This is a genomic window from Peptostreptococcus porci (genome assembly GCF_009695815.1).
Lineage (GTDB): Bacteria > Bacillota > Clostridia > Peptostreptococcales > Peptostreptococcaceae > Peptostreptococcus > Peptostreptococcus porci.
Genome location: NZ_VUNE01000001.1, coordinates 91,677 through 109,059, shown reverse-complemented (window position 1 = coordinate 109,059; position 17,383 = coordinate 91,677). Strand labels below are relative to the sequence as shown.

18 protein-coding genes and 1 riboswitch are annotated in these 17,383 nt (G+C 34.1%); of the genes, 10 read left to right on the top strand and 8 right to left on the bottom strand.

Going from position 1 to position 17,383, the window contains the following annotated elements; all coding sequences use genetic code 11:
• The 8 genes from leuB to FYJ71_RS00405 all read left to right on the top strand — a co-directional run bounded on the left by leuB (window position 1) and on the right by FYJ71_RS00405 (window position 6,930).
• Window positions 1-1,059, top strand: a complete 1,059-nt coding sequence (leuB, locus tag FYJ71_RS00440; RefSeq protein ID WP_154536889.1) for a 3-isopropylmalate dehydrogenase — start codon at window positions 1-3, stop codon at window positions 1,057-1,059.
• Window positions 1,060-1,062: 3 nt separating this feature from the next.
• On the top strand, window positions 1,063-2,463 hold the full coding sequence (leuC, locus tag FYJ71_RS00435) for a 3-isopropylmalate dehydratase large subunit (RefSeq protein WP_154536888.1): 1,401 nt from the start codon (window positions 1,063-1,065) through the stop codon (window positions 2,461-2,463).
• On the top strand, window positions 2,464-3,039 hold the full coding sequence (gene leuD, locus FYJ71_RS00430) for a 3-isopropylmalate dehydratase small subunit (protein WP_154536887.1): 576 nt from the start codon (window positions 2,464-2,466) through the stop codon (window positions 3,037-3,039).
• Between the two features lie 75 nt (window positions 3,040-3,114).
• Window positions 3,115-3,222: riboswitch (TPP riboswitch) on the top strand.
• A gap of 56 nt (window positions 3,223-3,278) precedes the next feature.
• Complete coding sequence (gene thiS, locus FYJ71_RS00425; RefSeq protein WP_154536886.1) at window positions 3,279-3,473, top strand: sulfur carrier protein ThiS; 195 nt, start codon at window positions 3,279-3,281, stop codon at window positions 3,471-3,473.
• Window positions 3,474-4,109 (top strand): thiamine biosynthesis protein ThiF, encoded by a 636-nt coding sequence (gene thiF, locus FYJ71_RS00420; RefSeq protein ID WP_154536885.1) that lies wholly within the window; start codon window positions 3,474-3,476, stop codon window positions 4,107-4,109.
• Between the two features lie 63 nt (window positions 4,110-4,172).
• Complete coding sequence (locus tag FYJ71_RS00415; protein WP_154536884.1) at window positions 4,173-4,943, top strand: thiazole synthase; 771 nt, start codon at window positions 4,173-4,175, stop codon at window positions 4,941-4,943.
• A 12-nt stretch (window positions 4,944-4,955) separates the two neighbouring features.
• Window positions 4,956-6,221 (top strand): 2-iminoacetate synthase ThiH, encoded by a 1,266-nt coding sequence (gene thiH, locus FYJ71_RS00410; protein ID WP_154536883.1) that lies wholly within the window; start codon window positions 4,956-4,958, stop codon window positions 6,219-6,221.
• A gap of 85 nt (window positions 6,222-6,306) precedes the next feature.
• Entirely contained in the window at window positions 6,307-6,930 is a 624-nt protein-coding gene (locus tag FYJ71_RS00405) for a thiamine phosphate synthase (RefSeq protein WP_154536882.1), read from the top strand.
• 174 nt (window positions 6,931-7,104) lie between these two features.
• Here FYJ71_RS00405 and nadE read toward each other — a convergent pair whose 3' ends face one another.
• The 6 genes from nadE to FYJ71_RS00375 all read right to left on the bottom strand — a co-directional run bounded on the left by nadE (window position 7,105) and on the right by FYJ71_RS00375 (window position 13,329).
• The gene (gene nadE, locus FYJ71_RS00400; protein WP_154536881.1) at window positions 7,105-7,860 is read right to left on the bottom strand and encodes an NAD(+) synthase; all 756 of its coding nucleotides are present in this window, start codon (window positions 7,858-7,860) and stop codon (window positions 7,105-7,107) included.
• A 12-nt stretch (window positions 7,861-7,872) separates the two neighbouring features.
• Window positions 7,873-8,514, bottom strand: a complete 642-nt coding sequence (locus FYJ71_RS00395; protein WP_154536880.1) for a YigZ family protein — start codon at window positions 8,512-8,514, stop codon at window positions 7,873-7,875.
• Between the two features lie 309 nt (window positions 8,515-8,823).
• The gene (locus FYJ71_RS00390) at window positions 8,824-9,897 is read right to left on the bottom strand and encodes a CPBP family intramembrane glutamic endopeptidase (RefSeq protein ID WP_154536879.1); all 1,074 of its coding nucleotides are present in this window, start codon (window positions 9,895-9,897) and stop codon (window positions 8,824-8,826) included.
• A gap of 60 nt (window positions 9,898-9,957) precedes the next feature.
• A complete protein-coding gene (locus FYJ71_RS00385; protein WP_091994506.1) occupies window positions 9,958-10,173 on the bottom strand; it encodes a hypothetical protein in 216 nt (71 codons plus the stop codon).
• Complete coding sequence (locus tag FYJ71_RS00380; RefSeq protein ID WP_154536878.1) at window positions 10,173-11,183, bottom strand: SPFH domain-containing protein; 1,011 nt, start codon at window positions 11,181-11,183, stop codon at window positions 10,173-10,175. The genes FYJ71_RS00385 and FYJ71_RS00380 overlap by 1 nt, the downstream gene beginning before the upstream one ends.
• Before the next feature lie 112 nt (window positions 11,184-11,295).
• Window positions 11,296-13,329, bottom strand: a complete 2,034-nt coding sequence (locus FYJ71_RS00375) for a cell wall-binding repeat-containing protein (RefSeq protein ID WP_195836864.1) — start codon at window positions 13,327-13,329, stop codon at window positions 11,296-11,298.
• A 311-nt stretch (window positions 13,330-13,640) separates the two neighbouring features.
• Here FYJ71_RS00375 and FYJ71_RS00370 point away from each other — a divergent pair, with 311 nt between their 5' ends.
• A complete protein-coding gene (locus FYJ71_RS00370) occupies window positions 13,641-14,318 on the top strand; it encodes a HEAT repeat domain-containing protein (RefSeq protein WP_154536876.1) in 678 nt (225 codons plus the stop codon).
• Window positions 14,319-14,370: 52 nt separating this feature from the next.
• On the top strand, window positions 14,371-14,787 hold the full coding sequence (locus FYJ71_RS00365; protein WP_154536875.1) for an NUDIX domain-containing protein: 417 nt from the start codon (window positions 14,371-14,373) through the stop codon (window positions 14,785-14,787).
• 218 nt (window positions 14,788-15,005) lie between these two features.
• Here the strand turns inward: FYJ71_RS00365 and rpsD are convergent, their stop codons facing one another.
• Entirely contained in the window at window positions 15,006-15,611 is a 606-nt protein-coding gene (gene rpsD, locus FYJ71_RS00360; protein WP_091994514.1) for a 30S ribosomal protein S4, read from the bottom strand.
• 236 nt (window positions 15,612-15,847) lie between these two features.
• The gene (gene cls, locus FYJ71_RS00355) at window positions 15,848-17,383 is read right to left on the bottom strand and encodes a cardiolipin synthase (RefSeq protein ID WP_320641311.1); all 1,536 of its coding nucleotides are present in this window, start codon (window positions 17,381-17,383) and stop codon (window positions 15,848-15,850) included.

Genomic DNA, 17,383 nt, shown 5'->3' with positions numbered 1-17,383 from the left:
ATGAAAAAAATAATTTGTCTACCGGGAGATGGAATTGGTCCAGAAATCATAAAATCTGCAGTAGATGTATTGGAATTTGTTGGAAAAAAATATGATTTTGATTATGAAATAGAGTACTTTCCCTTTGGAGGAAGTGCTATTGATGAAATGGGGCATCCATTCCCAGAAGAATTGAAAACAAAAATATCAAATTGTGACGCTGTGCTACTTGGCGCCGTCGGTGGTCCTAAATGGGATAATGAAAAAGTAAGACCGGAGCAAGGACTTCTCCAACTGAGAAAGCATCTTGAGGTATTCGCAAATGTGAGACCACTTTCTGTAAACAAGTCGCTTAGTACCCACTCTCCAATAAAAGAAGAAATAATAAGTGGTACGGATTTAGTAATAGTTAGAGAGCTGACTGGTGGCGCATACTTTGGAGAACCAAGACGCCTTTTAGAAGAATCAGCCCTAGACAGTATAACATATACAAAAAATGAAATCGAAAAAATAGTCAGATACGCTTTTGAGTTGGCAAAGACTAGAAACAATAAGCTTACTTCAGTCGATAAGGCAAATGTTCTAGCAACTTCAAAGCTTTGGAGAAAAATTGTAATTGAAATATCTAATGAATATCCTGAGGTAGAAGTCGATCATATGTACGTCGATGCCATGTCTATGGCACTGATAACAAACCCAAATAGATTCGATGTCATAGTTACAGAGAACCTATTTGGAGATATTCTTAGCGATGAAGCGAGTGTATTAGGTGGATCACTTGGTGTACTCGCATCCGCCAGCTTTAGTTTAGATGGTCCAAATCTGTACGAACCTGCTCATGGCTCTGCACCTGATATCGCAAACAAAAATATTGCAAACCCAATCGCAACAATACTATCTCTGTCAATGATGATAAGACATTCTTTCGGACTTGATTACATTGCCAAAGATATTGAAAATTGTGTAGATGAAATGATCTCTGACGGTCTTGTTACTTGTGACCTAAAAAAAGAAAATTACTTAACTACAACGGAATTTACGGAAAAACTTATCGAGAAATTAGGCTATGAAAAGAGGTAAAAAATGAGTAATACTTTATATGATAAATTATGGAAAAAACACGTAATAGCTGGTGATGCTGGCGAATTGCAGCTATTATACATAGATATGCACTATATCCATGAGGTAACTTCTCCACAGGCATTTTATGGGCTTGAAACATCAAATAGAACGGTAAGATGCCCCCAGAGAACTTTCGCAACTATGGATCACAACACCCCTACAATAAAGGAAGATAGATTTAATGTAACTGATGAATTATCTAAAATTCAGCTTACCACACTTGAAGATAATTGCAATAAATATGGAATTGATTTGGCAAATATGTTTGATGATAGAAATGGAATTGTCCATGTAATAGGACCAGAGTTAGGAATTACTCAGCCTGGCATGACAATTGTTTGTGGTGACTCACATACTGCAACACATGGTGCTTTTGGCGCACTAGCCTTCGGTATCGGAACATCTGAAGTAGAACACGTCTTTGCTACACAGACTCTTTGGCAAAAAAAATTAAAAAACTTGGGCATTAAGGTTACAGGAGAATTGTCACATAGAGTTTATGCAAAGGATATAATTCTATATATACTTTCAAAGTATGGTGTTTCAGTAGGAAGTGGATATGCAATTGAATTTTTTGGAGAAACTATCGAAAAAATGTCGATGGATGAGAGAATGACTCTTTGTAATATGTCGATCGAGGCTGGTGCAAAAGTTGGTTTGGTAAAACCTGACGAAGTAACATTCGAATATGTAAAAGAACAACTTAAAAAGAATAATAAAGATATTTCCACTGCTAGAATATCAGATTGGTGCTCACTTTATACAGACGATGAATCAGCATTTGACAAGATTATTCATATTGATGCAACAAAAATAAAACCTCAGATAACATGGGGTACAAATCCTGGTATGGGAATAGCAATAGATGAAAATCTACCCCATATTATAGATGACAACTATAAAAAGGCATATGACTATATGGGACTTGCACCAAATGACAAAATAACAAAAATACCTATTAAACACGTATTTATAGGATCTTGTACAAATTCCAGATATTCTGATTTGGAAATAGTGGCAGAAATAGTCAAGGGCAAAAAAGTAAATGAAAATGTGTCAGCAGTAATAGTTCCCGGATCTAAAATGGCAATGAAAGAGGCTGAAGCAAACGGATTGGACAAAATATTTTTAGATGCCGGCTTTGAGTGGAGAGAACCTGGATGTTCCTCATGTCTAGGAATGAATCCAGACCTGATTCCTGAATATGAGCATTGTGCGTCGACTTCCAACAGAAATTTTGAAGGCAGACAAGGAAAAAACTCCAGAACTCACCTTGCAAGTCCAGCAATGGCTGCAGCTGCTGCAATAGTCGGTCATTTTGTCGATATTAGAAATGAAAACTGGCATGAGGAGGCAAAATAAATGAAAAAGTTCACAACCTATACAGGTACTACCGTTCCAATCATGAACGACAACATAGACACAGATATAATAATACCAAAGAATTATTTAAAAAGTGTTTCGAAAACTGGCTTTGGAGATTACGCTTTTGATCCATGGAGATATAATGAAGACAGAACTATAAACACCGACTTCAGCATCAACAAAGACCAATATAAAAATGCTACAATACTGATAACTGGCGATAATTTTGGATGTGGTTCAAGTAGAGAACATGCAGCTTGGGCTTTGCAGGACTACGGATTTCATGTAATAATCGCAGGCGGATACTCTGATATTTTCTATAATAATTGGCTAAATAACGGACATTTGCCAATTATTCTGTCAGAAGAATATAGAAAAGAATTATCAAGCCTTTCTCCAGAAATCGAGGTAACTATTGATCTGGAAAACCAAATCATAAAATATAATGGTAAATCAGTTCCTTTTAAAATTTCCGATATGTGGAAAGAAAGACTGATAAATGGGCAAGACAGCATTGATGTTACACTAAAAAATATTGATAAAATTGAAGAATATGAAAAAAAATTCTTTTAATATCACTCCATTCTATCCAATGAATTAACTATTGGTATTGAATTGTGTCGACAATTAATGTATAATGGACATGACAAATAAATACAGGGGAGCTTGTGCTTGCAGGCTGAGAGGAAGTAATCCAACTTCGACCCTTTACCTGATGCGGATAATGCCGCCGTAGGAAGTCATACTATTGAGATTTAATAATACGGGGAATTTCCAAATTGGAGATTCCCTTTTTTGTTGGGAGGTAGAACATGGTAAAAATCAACGGAATAGAAATGGAAGCTTCCGGTCAAACTATTTCTGAGTACCTTTCTTCAACTGAATACAATCCAAAGCGAATAGCCATTGAAAGAAACGGAGAAATAGTAATTAAATCAATGTATGGAGAAATCGTTTTACAGGATGGCGATAGTTTGGAAATCGTAAATTTTGTTGGAGGTGGTTAAATGATTCCATCTAGATCAGATTGGACAAAAGCTCTTGAAATAAGGCATGGAAAATCATTAAACGAAAAATTTTCAAAATCGACGGTCGCAATATGTGGACTTGGCGGTCTAGGCTCTAATATCGCAATTTCACTTGCAAGAGCTGGCATTGGAAAATTGATTCTAATAGACTTCGATATTGTAGATATAACAAATCTTCACAGACAACAGTACAAAGCCAATCAGGTTGGAGAGCAAAAAACGACTGCACTTTCTAATAACCTGCGTGAAATAGCACCATATATATCATTGGAAATAAAAAACACAAAAATTGATGAGGATAATCTAGAAGAGCTCTTGCTTGGTGCCGACATAGTATGTGAAGCCGTTGATGTTGCAGAAACAAAAGCGATGATAGCAAATGAGGTACTCACTCATATGCCGGATAAATATTTGGTTGCAGCTTCTGGGATGGCAGGTATTGGAAGTCCAAACGAAATCATCACAAGAAAAATCACAAAGAAATTATATATTTCTGGCGATGGAGTCAGTGATGTCAAAAATTCCATTGGGCTTGTATCACCAAGAGTTATGATATGTGCCGCACATCAAGCTCTCACAGTTTTAAGAATAATTGCCGAAGAATTTGATTTGTAGGCATATATAGCCAAAGTACAAGAAAATATTCGATTTATTTTATATGAAAGAAGGTATCAATTTATGAAAGAAGACAAGTTAGTAATAGGTGGGCACGAGTTTAACTCAAGATTCATTCTAGGCTCTGGAAAATATTCTATGAAATTAATAGAATCAGCCATAAGAGATGCCTGTGCTGAAATGATAACATTGGCAGTTAGACGTGCAAATTCAAAGGAACAAGAAAATATACTGGATTATATACCGAAAAATATCACGCTTCTTCCCAACACTTCTGGAGCTAGAAATGCAGATGAAGCCGTCAGAATTGCTAGATTAGCAAGAGAACTCGGATGTGGAGATTTCGTAAAGGTCGAAATAATGAGAGATACAAAATATCTACTTCCAGATAATTATGAAACAGCAAAGGCGACAGAGATACTTGCAAGGGAAGGCTTTGTGGTAATGCCGTATATGTACCCTGATTTAAATTCTGCCCGAGATATGCTAAATGCCGGAGCAGCTTCAATAATGCCATTGGCATCCCCTATTGGTTCAAACAAAGGACTTTCAACAAGAGAGTTCATTCAAATTTTAATTGATGAAATCGATCTTCCAATAATAGTTGACGCTGGTATTGGAAAGCCATCACAGGCCTGTGAAGCAATGGAAATGGGAGCTGCAGCAATCATGGCAAACACAGCACTGGCTACTGCCGGAAACCTACCACTGATGGCTTCGGCATTTAAGCAAGCTATAGAAGCAGGAAGAATGGCATATTTATCAGGACTGGGAAGAGTATTATCTCGTGGTAGTTCGTCATCGGATCCTCTGACAGGGTTTCTTAGAGATTAGGGGGGTTTAAAAATGGAAAATAATTATTTTATCGATTCAGAAAAGCTTTCAAAATCAGCTTTAGAAAAAAAGCATAAACTGGAATCTGATCCTTCTAGTAGAAGAAATCATATGGAGTACCTAGACGATATGGAAATTATTGAATCGGATATTTGTAAAAATGTCATCAATCACATGGAAAACTATGACTACAGTAAGTATACTGCAAAGGATGTAAGAATTGCACTTGATAGCAATACCTGTACTATTGAAAATTTCAAAGCCCTAATATCACCGGCTGCAGAACCATTTATCGAGAAGATGGCTCATAAAGCAAAGCTTGAAACTAGCAAGCATTTCGGCAACACCGTTTATTTATTTACACCTTTGTATATCGCTAATTATTGTGAAAATTACTGCGTATACTGCGGATTCAACTGCTACAATCAGATCAAAAGAATGAAGCTTGATCTAAATCAAATCGAACACGAGATGCAGATCATTTCTCAATCTGGAATGGAAGAAATATTGATATTAACTGGAGAAAGTCGTTCACACAGTGATGTAGTATACATTGGAGAAGCCTGCAAGCTAGCCAGAAAATACTTTAAAATGGTAGGTCTTGAAATATATCCTGTAAACACCGACGAATATAAATATCTACACGAATGCGGTGCTGACTATGTTACAGTATTCCAAGAGACATATGATGATAAAAACTATGAAAAGCTTCACCTTTTCGGACACAAAAGAGTTTGGCCTTATAGGTTCGATTCACAGGAACGAGCACTTATGGGAGGTATGAGAGGTGTTGGTTTTTCTGCTCTTCTTGGATTGTCAGATTTCAGAAAGGATGCATTGGCGACTGCCCTACACGTTTATTATCTCCAGAGAAAATATCCCCATGCCGAAATGTCACTTTCATGCCCTAGGCTTAGACCGATCATCAATAATGACAAAATAAATCCTCTGGACGTTGGAGAAAGACAATTATGCCAAATTATCTGTGCATATAGAATTTTTCTGCCTTTCGTCGGAATAACAGTATCATCAAGAGAAAGTGCAGAATTTAGAGATGGAATAGTAAAAATTGCCGCCACAAAAGTATCTGCCGGAGTTTCAACTGGAATAGGAGATCATGAATCTAAATATAGCAATAATAAAGAAAATACTTGCAACGAACAAGAATGTGGAGATGAGCAATTTGAAATAAACGATTCAAGAAGCTTTGAATCCATGTATAATGATATGTCAGAAAAAGGTCTCCAGCCTGTATTGAATGACTATGTTTATGTATAAAAATATGAAATATATAATATACAGGGTGTTAAGTATTTATAAATAGTCATAAGGTTAAATATCTATAAGCATTAGGGGGCATCAAATGATAAAAGAGATTTTCAACAATACAACTAATAATAAATCTGACGAAAAGCTAAAATTTAATTATGAAATAATTTGTGTAACAAACAGAAAGCTATGTGGTAATGATTTTTTGACGCAAATTGAAAAAATAGCATCCAAAAAGCCATCTGCCATAATTCTTCGAGAAAAAGATCTTACCAAAGAAGAATATAAAATGCTTGCAATTGATGTAATGAAAATATGTAAAAAAAATGAAGTCAGATGTATACTCCATTCATTTATAGATATTGCAATTGAAATAAATAGCAACGCAATACACCTACCACTACATATATTAAAAAAACTATCAATCGAAGGCAAAGATAAATTTTCAATTATTGGAGCCTCCTGTCATAGTGTTGAAGAAGCCCTAGAAGCTCAAAAGCTAGGGTGTACATATATAATTGCAGGCCATATTTTTGATACTGATTGCAAAAAAGGACTACCCGGAAAAGGCTTGAAGTTTTTGAGTGAAATTTGTGACACTATAGATATACCAGTTTATGCAATAGGTGGAATAACACATGAAAATACAAATCAGATACTAAAAACAGGAGCAGATGGTGTATGTATGATGAGTGAGTTTATGAAAAATTTACCATAAACACAAAATGCTATATATCCGTAATTTTCAATAAATAAAATATGCTACAGCTCATATCAATATATTATAGTGCCCCCAAAAAGTTGGATTTAAAAATCAACTTTAAGGAAGTCCATTCAGTCATAGATTTGATGCTGTAGCATAAATTTTTTAAATACAAATTTCAGACTATATCTAAAATACTGGCGGCTTTGGCGCTGGAACTCTCTTATGTTCACTAATTCTATTTAGTCTGTCGATTATCTCCAAGTCTTTTTTAGGAACTTCATCTCTTCTTCCTTCAACAACCATGTCTATATAGTTGTAGGTAGTTCCCATTTCATTTTCATCGGTCTGACCTTCCCATAGTCCCGCAGAAGGAGCCTTTTTAATTACATCTTCATGTACTCCAAGCTCTTTTGCCCATTCATATACCTCCGCCTTTGTAAGATTGGCAATCGGTAAAAAATCTACACCACCATCTCCATATTTTGTAAAGTAACCCGTTAATATTTCAGCGGCATTGTCAGTACCGGCAACCAAATAACCTTGATTGTTGGCAACAGCATACACAGTCGACATTCTAACTCTTGCTCTCAAATTTGCATCAGTTATCTTCTCGTTCCCCTCTATGAATAGCCCCTTTTCCTTCAATTGCCCACACACAGCATCAAGAATAATTCCTTGTGGCTCATCCAAAGTCAATTCGATATGTTCGATTCCACAGCCTTCAATAACCTTTAGAGCATCTAACCTATCTTGAGGATTTGACTTAATATTCATTATTACGCCCAAAGAATTATCTGGAAATGCCATCTTTAGCAAATATGCCACTACAGCTGAGTCAATACCTCCTGATACACCAACTACAGCCCCCTTACAATTGGCTTCCCTTACCTTTTCTCTTATCCAATCAACAGTTTTTTCGATTTTTTCTCTTCTAGTCAACATATCTACTCTCCTTTAAATAATTCTTCCATCTACAACAGACAAGTAAAACTCATCCCCAAATGATACCTTCGCATTTGCATTTGTCAATTCTAATATCATTTTATTTAAGCCCTCTGTTTTTTCCGATTCACAGAAAACATTAATCTTTACCTTATCAGCATACTCTATCTCTTTCACAAAATAATTATTATTAGATAACTCATTTTGTATTTTACCCAATAACGTATATTCAATCTCTATTTCAACGCTTACAAAAGGTCTTTTTTCAACGATTTTAGCAGCATCCAAACCAAGTTTTGCACCTTTTGTATATGCCCTTACAAGCCCTCCTGCACCTAGTTTAATACCACCAAAATATCTAGTAACAACAACTACTACATTTCGTAAATCTTCCTTTTTTATCAACTCCAAAGTCGGTATTCCCGCAGTACCCTGAGGCTCGCCATCGTCACTATATCGTTGAATATTCATGTTTTGACCGATTGTATATGCCCAAACATTGTGCGTAGCATCTTTATATTTTTGCTTTATTTCTTCCACAAACATCCTCGCTTCTTCCTCTGTTTGAACTGGCTTCGCATGACCGATAAACTTTGATTTTTCCACAATATACTCGTCACTGCCATAAGAATGTAGCGTTCTAAAAAAATCCATAAACCGCTCCTTTCAGTCTATTCTCTGAGATTTATTATACCACAAACATATACTTTTTTATACCAACCTAAATAACAAAAACGCCACATAACATAATTAATAAAATCACAAAAATTGACATAACAATAATTACTACCATAAATGTCGCTTTATGATATTTTATTGTCGTCAATTGTTCTTCATATTAATATTTTTTATGATATGGATAATATAAAAATAAGAATAGATAAATTTTGCTCAATCACTTTTGTTTATACAAAAATATCGACCTCAGTTATGATTTCTGAGGTCGATACACTTATTTTTAAATTAACTATTAAATCTTTCGTATATTGTTGGCATCCTGAAGTTTTCATTTCTCACATATTTACTAAATACAAACCAAAGCTGAGTCAAAACAACTACTACTATAGTGGCAATTATTCTCTCTACGTCATATGACTGATTTTCTATTGAGTTTGAAAAAACACCTACAAGACTATTATTTAGAAAATGCATAATTACTACAGACCATATTGATTTGGTGTATCCATATGCAAATGAAAATAATACAGACATTCCAATGCAAAAAATAATCTGAATACAAACACTAAACATCCAAGTCTTACCATCCGAGTAAAACAATATATTAAGTGGAAGATGCCATAGTCCCCAAATTACGCCTAAAAGGATTACCCCTTTTACCATCCCAAATTTTTTCTGTAATACTGGTTGAAGATAGTATCTCCATCCGTACTCCTCACCAAAGAATGGCATATATACTAGGAAAAATGATGGTATTAACGATAATAAAGCAAATATTTTGCCAACACCAAATTCTGATATGATTTCTTTAATAGAATTTTTTTCTATTAAGAATGCTATCAAAAATCTAGAAAAAAACAGTGTTATAAATATCAAAGAGACAATCAATACTTTTTTTCTTGAATCTAATGAAATCCCTGCTTTTTCTTTCAGATGTTTATCCATCACCCAAATATATGATATTCCAACTATAGATGACAATATCATCACTATATTTGTAATAAACGATATACTCTCTCCTACAAATGGATACAATATTGCAGTTATACATAGTATTACAACACATATTATATATAAAATCATAAAACTGAACATATTGCTATCTTTTTTTATATATTTATTTTTGAATAATATATACATAACTGCAAATGCTGGTATAAACATCTGTAAAGATGGATATATACTTGTATCTAGCCCTTTTTCTTTTGCAAGATAAAGTGGTATTGCCATTATAAATGGTATTAAAAATGATATTAACATAAAAAGCATTAAATCATTGTTTTCGGTATTTTTTGATTTTTCCTTAATATCATTACTATTATCCTCAATATTAACTCCATTCAACATACTATCCTTCATAACCCCCTCTGAAATAACCACATTATTCAACAATGTTATTTCATTTCATTTAATAAATAGCTATAAATCACTTTCTTCTAAATTTATTTCCATTTCTTCATCAATTTCTTCTGACACATATTTTCCGTCTTTTTTTCTTTGCTTTACACACAAGGTCAATAGATATTCAATTTGACCATTTATAGATCTAAAATCATCCTCTGCCCATGATGATAGCTGGCTATAAAGCTTGGAAGAAATTCTTAGTGGAACCTGTTTTTTTGTATCCTTTTCCATTAGTAAAGACTTCCTGAATTTACAATTGGTTGTGCATCTTTATTGCCGCAAAGAACAACCAATAAGTTAGATACCATTGCAGCTTTTCGCTCTTCGTCAAGCTCTACTTTGCCTCCTTCACTAAGCTTATCAATTGCCATTTCAACCATACTTACAGCACCGTCAACTATCATTTTTCTAGCATCTATTATTGCAGAAGCTTGCTGTCTTTGTAGCATAACAGCTGCTATTTCCTGTGCATATGCCAAATAAGTTATTCTAGCTTCAATTATTTCTATACCTGCTTGATTTACTTTGTTTTGTATCTCGTCTTTAATTCTCTTTGCCACTATTTCACTTGAGCCTCTCAATGAACCTTCATCTGGCTCTCCATCACCCGTAGTGTCAACATTAGATGCCACGTCATACGGATAAATTCTAACGATATTCCTCAATGCAACATCACATTGAAGTGATAGGAACTCCATGTAGTTATCTACTTCAAATACCGCCTTTGCAGTATCTGTCACTTTCCAAACGACTGCTATTCCTATTTCTACCGGATTTCCCAAACAGTCATTTATCTTTTGCCTATTATTGTTTAATGTCATATGCTTTAAGGATATCTTTTTGCTTGACGGAGAACTGACTTCAACGCCTTCAATACTCACGTCTGATTTTTTTCTCTTCACATCGCCACTTTGTCTCAAGGATGTAGATGCAGCAGGATTAACCGAAACAGAAAATGGATTTACAAAATATATTCCCTCTTTTCTAATTGTACCAGTATACTTACCAAAAAGAGTCATTACCAATGCCTCTTGAGGTTTTATGACCTTGATTCCTGCAAAGCAAATCAATATAACTACCATAAGGCAGATCAGTAAAAAAATAAATATCGCTTTAGTAGCACCGAAAATACTTTCAGAGCCAATAACCTTTATGAATAATCCAAAGTCTGCTACCAATGCCAAAATAAGTAAAAATAACATTCCCAGTCCATTCATAGCCTTTAGTTCTTTTTCTTGCATAATAAAACACCTCCATTAATTATATTTGCTCAAAAATAAAGACAAAAAATATAAACTATCTATTTGATATCATTATGATATCATACAGATAGTTTATAGTCAATAGAATATTCTATCTGATTTTTGAAAAATCCTTTACCAAAAATACATTCTCTAGAAATGTTCTATTATTCTTATCCAAAATCGATGTAGGTGATATTTCATTTTTAAATACACCTATATTCTTTCCATTTTCTTTTCTATATCCATACTGGTGTACCATATATGTCCTTCCATTTTCGTCGACACCTAAATACAGCATTGTATGTCCAGATAAATACATTGCCGAAAAGCCTGGTTTTTGCTTCTTCAACAAATTATTTTTTGCATTATAGCCACCGGAAATGCTGAAATTTACAGTACTTCCAATAATATCTTTAGATTGTGTAGAGGTATCTCTAGAAATTATCACGCCGAAGCTCCTATATACATCTCTTATAAATCCAGAGCAGTCTCTGGCACTATTGCTATGTCCCCAGCCATACTTTTCACCGTTGAATTTCAGCATTTGCTTTATTACATTACTTTGAGTAAACGGCAAATAGCGTTCTGTCGCATCATTTTTATTTATCTCAATATTTCTAACCCTGTACCCATCTCCGGATATTGGCATAGACACAATGTAGTTTTCTCCACTTTTTTGCAATAATGGCAATTTCGTCCCCATATCCAAAAGATATCCTTGACTATCTCTGATTTGTCTGGAGATAACAGTTACAAAGCTTTGATTTTGTAATTCAATTAGCTTATTCTTCGGAACCTTCATTATATCTTTTGTCGGAATCCAACCACGATAATCTACAGAGGTTATATATGCCCACGATTTGTCGGAATTATATTTATTTATCGCAATAGGCTCCCAAGGGAAAAGTCCTGACAGTGATGAATAATCGTCAAAGGTGTTTGGATCGACATAGTTTCTACCCATAGGCTTTTCTTTTATAATTGTTCTCCTAGCAATCACACCAAACTCAGAAGCACGCTCTCCATATATATTATATAAATAGCTTGAACGCTGAATATTCAACTGATTAATTCGCTCTATCTCATCCACTGAATACAGCACAGTATTATCGTATTTATTGTAGTAATCCCAATATTCATAGGTATTTCTATTCGTCGGCTTTAATTTACTTCTAGGTGTATTCATATCCTTATCTCCAATTGACGAATCTGAATTGCCATCGCTTGATGTCACCGAAAATAACTTACTAGAAACAGAGCTTTCTCCACCAACGACAAATATTCGCTCTTTATTTTTTAGATATTCCCTTATGTCCGAATCTAAATTTTTGTTATTTGTCAAAATTATGGAGCTACTGTGTCCAAACGAAAGAGTTCCAGATGCTAAAGCATCTATCAGAGTTCTTCCGTTCGAAATAATGGTGCTTGTATATCCAGTTTCCTTGGCAATATTTAACGATGTTCTATATCTGTCACTACCACTTATTCTTCTCGAAGCCTTTATCATATTGAATGTATTGCCAGAAATCGAGCTTTCTCCTCCCACTACGATCTTATTTTGGCTAGAATTAACCAGCTTTGAAGGTATATTTCTATCATCTATCAATATAATAGGCATTGTGTTTCTAGCCAAAGCAGTGGAAGACACAGAATCTGCTGGATTTGCTGCCACGATATAAGAGCTAACCTCTGTATTTTTCTCTATTTCATCCGCAATTAACACAGATGTTTCGTACCTACTCGCACCGCCAATCCTTTGAACTTGAAGGCCTTCTCCTTTTAAATCATCTTCTATATTCTTACTCACAGAGCTATAACCACCCAGTATTATGACCTTTTCAGGCTTTATCAAGTCGATTTCTCTCTTTGTATTATCATCCAAATTATTTTCTCTAGTCAATAATATTACACCCTCGCAGGAATTTGCCAAAACTGTTCCCGGCAATGCATCTATAAATTTCTTTGAATTTACAAGGATCACAGCCTTTTTATTTTCAATTTTTCTAGAGATATTTATGGCAGTCAAATATCTATTGCCACCTGATATCCTTTCAAAATTAATACCATCTGCCTTTACTTCTATTCCAGCTATAGCTAGAATAGACAACGATATTGTCATTGCTTTTATTATTCGTTTTTTCATATTACACCTCATTTCAAAATAATATTTATTTGAATCCCTCTTGCTATCAGGCATCACTACCTGTACATACAATTATATCATAATCGTAATCGATAGTTCCCTATCAATTGGAGCGATTATTGTTACCAGCATTAAGCTTACCATAAAAATGGGTAAGAATTTTTTAAAATTTTATCTTGAAAACGTTGTTTAAAGTTTTCTATGATGATATAATAAAGGAAAGAAAATAGTTTTCTAAATTTTTAAAAAGTTATATTGAATAAAAGAATTTGTTATTCGATAGATAAAATTTACTATTAGGAGGAATAGAATTGGTAATAAGATGGGAAAATGTCGACGACCTAGAGGATTACTTTATTACTTATCTTCTTTATGCAGATTCTTTTACAGTTCCACAAATATCCAGAATAAGAAATATGACAGAAGAATCTGTCAATAATGACCTTATATTGGCAAAGACACGTTTGAGAGAAATTAGAAAATCCTCCGATACACAGAAAAGTGATGTCATTGAAAAGTATTTGTCATTATCAAAAGAGGAAAGATTGGATTTTATAAGAAAAGTGCCAAAAAACGAATTGGAGTCATTTAAAATGAAGATATATAAATCCATTCTAAAAACTGATAACGCTGAAGACTTGATGGTATTGGTATGGACTGTTGGAGAACTAAAGGATGATAGATTTCTTAACATTATCTATCCACTTCTTGAAAAGAGTCATTCTAATTTAAGGCGTATAGCTTACTCTGCATTAGGAAAAATTGGTAATTCTGATAGTTGTAGGTATATTGAGATGGGATTGTCAGATTCCAATCCACAAATCAGACAGTACTGTGCAAAGTATCTTGGAAAAATTGGAACAAAAAACAGTTTGAGAATTTTAGAAAATGTAATCAAAAATAAGTCTGATTTTGAAAAAGAGTACGTGCTACGTGCTTGCGATGAATCAATTATAAAATTGAGGCAGAAATTCACAATCAGCAAATAAACTGCGTAGGTGCGTGGTATAGTAATATTACTAGAAAATGGAGGGATTCAAGATGATAGTTAGACGTTGTTCTGGTGGAGTTGTTTTTTATGCAAATAAGGTATTGTTGGTTAAAAATGACAAGGGTGAGTGGACGTTGCCAAAGGGAAAGATAGTTGGCGAAGGTCTGCCTCATGAAAGTGCTGTTCATAGAGTAAAGCTGGAAACGGGAGTAGACCCTAAGATATTGGATATCGCAGGAGACACCATTTATGAATTCTTCTCAAGAAGTAGAAATCAAAGAGTTTGTAACGCTATAATGTGGTATGTTATGGAAGCTGAAAATATTGAGACTGAAATTTCTAAAGAATTTTTAGAAGGTGGCTTCTATAAGGTTTCAGATGCGTTAGAAATGCTTACACATAGTAAGGAAAAATCATTGGTTGATGTATCATATAAGAAATATAAAAACTATAAAAAAGAAAAATAACAATATAAAACAAAATAACAATAATAAATAAGCTACAGTTACCATCATAAGCTACCGTTATCATCATCGTTTATGGACACTGTAGTTTATTTTTGTATATAAAAAACAGTCTCTGCTTATATCTATTTGTGATTTCACAAAAACATCACAAGAACTTATTATTTCAATAAAAAATGCAGTAGACGCCATAATGGCGAATACTGCAAAATATTTTTATCTTATAGTGATGACTTAGAGTAGAATTCGACTACTAGTGCGTCATTGATTTCAATTGGCACTTCATCTCTCTCTGGCATTCTTGAAAGAACTGCTGAGAAATTAGCTTGATCCTTAGTTAAATAAGGATATTCGCTTAGTGAAGCAGCCTCAAAGTTAGCCTTGAATAGAGGATTAGTTCTATATTTTTCTCTTAGTGATATTTCATCTCCAACACTTACAATGAATGAAGGTATATCAACTTTTCTTCCATTTACATGGATGTTTCCATGACCTACCATCTGTCTTGCCTGTCTGATTGAGTTAGCTAGACCCATTCTATATACCAGGTTATCTAGTCTACATTCCAAAGTCTTTATAACTGCATTACCAGTTGTTTCCTTAGAATTCTGAGCCTTCTTCATGTAAATTCTCATCTGCTTTTCAGAAATTCCGTAGTAAGCTCTTAATCTCTGCTTTTCTAGTAACTGCTGTCCATATGGTGAAAGCTTCTTGTCGCTTCTAGCAGTTCCCTTTCCAGCTCTGTTCATTGCTTTTGGATGACCACAAACGTTAAGTCCTAGTCTTCTTGACAATTTGAACTTAGGTCCTTTTGTAATTGATGACATAATTTTTTCTCCTTTTTAAAATAATAATTTGGATGCACACTTTGTGCATTGTCCACAAAAATGGATGTGTAAACATATTATTTCAGCCGCTAAGACGAGCTGTCTTAAATATATTTGCTACATTGTCCATTTAAAGGCTATGCCTCTATGCTGTAATTCACAACATTAATACTATACCATTTTTCACGGTAGTTGTAAATACTTTTAGTTAATTATGTGTTTTGATTGCATAATTTCTACAACAATGGTGAGAATAACCTCAAAATACACTGCCTAATTCTCAGTACAGTCGATCTATCTGATGAGTAATTATGCGTAACCTCCTCACTTTGCTCAAAAACATTCTCAAAATCCTTTTTCATTTCCAAAATCACAGGGTTGTCAGCAATGAAAACACCATTTTCAAAATGTAGATACAGACTTCTATAGTCCAAATTTATTGTTCCAATAATTGCGTATTTATCATCGACAATGTGTTGCTTTGCATGCATAAATCCTGGAGTATACTCAAAAATTCTTACACCTTCTCTCGCCAGTGCAGCGTAATATGATCTAGTTGTGCTGTATATTATTTTTTTGTCCGGAATACCAGGTGTAATAATCCTTACATCCACACCTCTTTTGGCAGCCATTGTCAATTCATCATTTAATAAATCATCAATTATCAAGTACGGAGTCATAATATACAGGTAGTCATTGGCACTCTTTGCCAAATTAATATATGCATTTCTCGATACTTTTTCCTCATATAGTGGATTTTCTGAGAATGGCTGAATAATTCCCTCTTCACCCTCAAAATAATCTGCTTGATTCAACAGCCTATCAATATGCTCTTTTTTATTTATGTCAAATCTAATAGAGTTCCACATTTCCAAAAACATTATTGTAAAATTATCTACTGCCTTACCTTCTATTCTCACTCCAGTATCTTTCCAATATCCATATGGATTTACAATATTAAAATACTCGTCGGCAATATTATATCCACCAGTATATGCAATCTTGCCGTCTATGACAGTTATTTTTCTATGATCTCTATTATTCATAAATATGTTTAAAATAGGTATTACCGGATTGAAAACTCTACAATTAATCCCCTTCTTTTTGAGCTTTTTCGTAAATGAAGTATTTACAAAGCCAATGCTTCCCATATCGTCATATAGTATTCTGACATCGACACCTTCTTTGACCTTTTGTACCAAAATATCTTCAATCTCTCTAAATGACTCGGAATCTTCAATTGCGTGATACTCCATAAATATGAAATTTTTCGCATTTTTCATATCTTCCTTCTGAGCAGCTATCCCTTCATATGCCTCACTAAAATACCTAATTTTATTTCCCTTATATGGAGGCATTTTTCCATGCTTGCTTATATAATAGGACTGTCCAAAACCAACCTTATCCCTTTCTCTAAGCTCGTTTAAAACTGTTCTGTCGGATATTAATATACTGTCAAATATTCCATAAATCGATTTATACCTTCTTTTTGTAAAAAAACGTGAAAATCTACTTCCAAATAATGTATAAAAAATAACACCAGCCAATGGCAAAACTAAAAGAAAAAACATCCAAGGCATCTTAATATTTGCATTTGTGTGTTTTCCATATACCTTAAGAGCTAGGACAACTGATAGAAACTGTGTTATTACAGTCACTAGCTGATAATAACTGCTAAGTCTGTAAAACATAAAATAAATCCATGATACTTGAACAACTAAGGCTATCCCAGCCACCGTAGCTCTTCTAATTCCATTACGTCTATCTTCCAC